A 3,378-nucleotide genomic window follows, 5' to 3' on the forward strand; every position below is an offset into this window, starting at 1 on the left:
CTATTGGTACCGCAACCTCCGCGAACCCGTACTGTTCGACGAGACCACCCGTGCGCTGCTCGACCACGGCCACAGCGTCTTCGTCGAGGTCAGCCCCCACCCGGTGCTGGTCTCCGCCGTCGAGGAGACCGGCCACCACCACGGCTCCGACCTCCTCGTCACCGGCACGCTCCACCGCGACCAGGACGACTTCCTCACCTCGCTCGGCCGCCTGCACGTCCACGGTGTCCCGGTCGACTGGCGGTTCCCGGACGACACCGAGCCCGTCAGGCTGCCGACGTACGCCTTCCAGCGCCGGCCGTACTGGCTGCGGCCCGTCCCGACGGCGTCGGGCGACCACCCCCTGCTCGGCACGTTCGTGGAACTGCCCGACGGCGCGGTGCTCAGCGGACGGATCTCGCTCGCCACCCACCCGTGGCTGGCCGACCACGCCGTGCGGGGCTCCGTCCTCCTGCCCGGAACCGCGTTCGCGGAGATGGCCGCCTACGCGGCCGGCCGGCTCGGCCGCGCGGTCGAGGAGCTGGTGCTCGAAACACCCCTCGTCCTCGACGACACCCAGGTACACCTCCAGCTCGTCGTGGGTCCCGAGGACGACGACGGCCGCCGCCCGCTCACGGCGTACTCGCGAGACGGCGACGAGTGGGTGCGGCACGCCACCGGGACACTGGGCGAGGAGCCGGTGCTGAGCGCCTGGGACTGGCCGCCGGCCGGTGAGCCACTCGACGTCGACGGGCTCTACGACTCGCTGTCCGCGCTCGGCTACGAGTACGGGCCGGCGTTCCAGGGCGTCACGGCGGCACGGCGGGTAGGCGACACCGTCTACGCCGAGGTGGAGCTGCCCGCCGAGGAACCGTTCGCCCTGCACCCCGCGCTGCTCGACGCCGCACTGCACCCCATGGCGTTTCTCACCGACCGCACCGGCCTGCCGTTCGCGTTCACCGGAGTGGCGATACGGCCGGCCGGCGGCAGGACGCTGCGCGTACGCCTGTCCGCCACCGGACCGGACACGTACACCGTGGCCGTGGCCGCCCCGGACGGCACCCCGGTCGCGGCCATCACGTCGCTGACCGTTCGGGACGCCGACACCGTCCCGGACAGCCTGTACGCGCTCGACTGGGTCCCCCTCGACGTCTCCCTGGAACCGGCGTCGACGGGCGGAGACCCCGCGGACCTGGTCGTCCACGAGGTGCCCGGGCCGGAGCCCGAGGCGGACACCGTCGAGGCGGCGTACGAGAGCGCGCGGAGCGTACTCGCCGTGATCCAGGACCACCTGGCGGGCGAGCGCACGCGGCTGGCGGTCGTCACCCGCAACGCCGTCGCCGCCGCGCCCGGTGATGCGGTGGGCCTCCACCACTCGATGGTCTGGGGCCTGGTCCGCGGCGCGCGCGCCGAGCACCCCGGCCGGTTCGTCCTGGTCGACGCCGACCCGACCTGGGACCCCGCGCTGATCGCCGGTACGGACGAGCCGGAACTGGCGGTACGCCAAGGGGCGCTGTACGTCCCCCGCCTGGTCCGCGTCGGCGCGAGCCTCACCCCGCCGGACGGTACCTGGCGGCTGGAGGACACCGGCACCGGCAGCATCGACGACCTGGCGCTGGTGCCCCGCCCCGAGCTCATGGAGCCGCTGGGCCCCGGGCAGGTCCGGATCGCCATGCGGGCGGCCGGGCTCAACTTCCGGGACGTGCTGATCGCCCTCGGCGTCTACCCCGGCGAGGCCCTGATGGGCGGCGAAGGCGCGGGGGTCGTCCTCGAAACCGGCCCGGACACACGCTTCCGGCCAGGCGACCGCGTCATGGGACTGGTCCCCGGCGCCTTCGGTCCGGTCACCGTCGCCGACCAGCGGCTGCTGGTCCGGATGCCCGACGACTGGTCGTTCGCCAGGGCCGCGTCCGTGCCCGTGGTGTTCCTGACCGCCTGGTACGGGCTGCGCGACCTGGGAAGGCTGAAGGCCGGTGACCGGGTCCTGATCCACGCAGGCACCGGCGGCGTCGGCATGGCGGCGATCCAACTGGCCCGGCGGCTCGGGGCGGAGGTGTTCGCCACCGCCGGCCCGGCCAAATGGCACACCCTGCTCGCCCTGGGACTGGACGAGGACCACATCGCGTCGTCGCGCACCCTGGAGTTCGAGCAGAAGTTCCCGCCCATGGACGTGGTCCTGGACTCGCTGTCCGGCGAATTCGTCGACGCCTCCCTGCGGCTGGTCAGGCCCGGCGGCCGGTTCGTCGAGATGGGCAAGACCGACATCCGCGAGGCCGCCGACCACCCCGACATCGTCTACCGGGCGTTCGACATCGCCGACGCGGGGCCGGAACGGCTCGGCGAGATCCTGGGCACCGTCGTACGGGCCTTCACCGACGGCGAGTTCGCGCCGCTGCCGATCGACGTACGCGGGCTCCGGGACGCGGTCGACGTGTTCCGGCACATGAGCCGGGCCGCCCACATCGGCAAGATCGTCCTCACCGTCCCTGCGGACCTCGACCCGGCCGGCACCGTGCTGGTCACCGGCGGCACCGGCGTACTCGGTGGCCTGGTCGCCCGGCATCTGGTGGCCGAGCGGGGCGTGCGGCACTTGTTGCTGGTCAGCCGCAGCGGTGGCGGGGCGGCGTTGAGCGAGGAACTGGCCGGGCTGGGCGCTGAGGTGACCGTGGCCGCCTGTGACGTGGCCGACCGGGACGCGCTCGCGGCCGTACTTGCCGCGATCCCGGCCGCCCACCCGCTGACCGCGGTCGTGCACGCGGCCGGCGTCCTCGACGACGCCGTGGTCACCGCCCTGACCCCCGAACGCCTCGCCGCGGTCTGGGAACCCAAGGCACGGGCCGCGTGGAACCTGCACGAACTCACGCACGACCTGCGGGCGTTCGTTCTCTTCTCCTCGGCGGCCGGGACCCTCGGCAGCCCCGGGCAGGCCAACTACGCCGCGGCCAACACCTTCCTCGACGCCCTCGCCCTGCACCGGCGCGCCCTCGGACTGCCGGCGACCTCGCTTGCCTGGGGCTACTGGGCCGAGCCGAGCGGCATGACCGGTCACCTGACCGATGCCGACCAGGACCGGCTGACGCGCTCCGGCGTCGTGCCGCTGGCCACCGACCACGCCCTGTCACTGTTCGACGCGGCTCTGGCCGCGGACCGGGCCGTGCTGGCGCCGGTACGCCTCGACCTGTCCGTACTGGCGGGCGCCCCGGAGGTCCCGGCGGCCCTCAAGGGCCTCGTCTCGCGGAAGGCCCGGCGCCCGGTGCGGCACGGCGCGATCGCCGACCGTCTGCGGTCCCTGCCGCAGGCCGAGCGCCTGCGAGCCGCGCTCGACCTGGTCACCGCACACACCGCCGCCGTGCTCGGTCACCGCGATCAGGAGGCCGTACGGGACCGGCTGCCGTTCAA

At 74.0% G+C, this 3,378-nt stretch carries 1 protein-coding gene; it reads left to right on the forward strand.

Annotated features, from left to right (window positions below):
* The coding region (locus K7G61_RS35685) for an SDR family NAD(P)-dependent oxidoreductase (protein ID WP_225851311.1) at positions 1–3,378 on the forward strand (3,378 nt) is incomplete at both ends.

Origin of the sequence: Streptomyces sp. HPF1205, from assembly GCF_020400825.1 — a bacterium.
GTDB lineage: Bacteria > Actinomycetota > Actinomycetes > Streptomycetales > Streptomycetaceae > Actinacidiphila.